Annotated in this window: 1 protein-coding gene; it reads left to right on the forward strand. The window is 54.6% G+C overall.

Annotated elements, in window-relative coordinates; all coding sequences use genetic code 11:
* On the forward strand, nt 1–441 hold a 441-nt coding region (locus tag FN633_RS14630; protein ID WP_154058955.1), incomplete at both ends, for a hypothetical protein.

A 441-nucleotide genomic window follows, 5' to 3' on the forward strand; every position in this document is an offset into this window, starting at 1 on the left:
TATTTCTATTAACATTGATGACACGCTGGGAACGGCGGTTTACCTTAACTTCACTGACAGTAAATTCAGCGACGGGACAGATATTTCCCCAGTCCGTCTCAACACCCTTTTTGCCAAAGAACTCATTAACAAGGCCAGCGCCAGCATTCAGGCGCTGCTGAACTGGGACACCCAGTTAACCCTCGAACCCGGTATGACCAACGATACCGCTGTCCCCATGGACTTTAGCGGTGCGAACGGCCTCTACTTCTGGGAGCTGTTCTTCTATATGCCGTACCTGGTGGCGTGGCGTCTGAGCCAGGAGGAGGAGTACAGCGATGCATTAAGCTGGTATGACTACATCTTCGATCCGGCCGCCCGTGGGCGCGATAATAGCAGCGATATCCGTCAGCAGTATCCCGAACCCGACTACTGGAGCGTGCGCCCGCTGGTGGAGAGCGC

It is taken from the genome of Pseudescherichia vulneris (assembly GCF_902164725.1).
In the GTDB taxonomy this organism is placed as follows: Bacteria; Pseudomonadota; Gammaproteobacteria; order Enterobacterales; family Enterobacteriaceae; genus Pseudescherichia; species Pseudescherichia vulneris.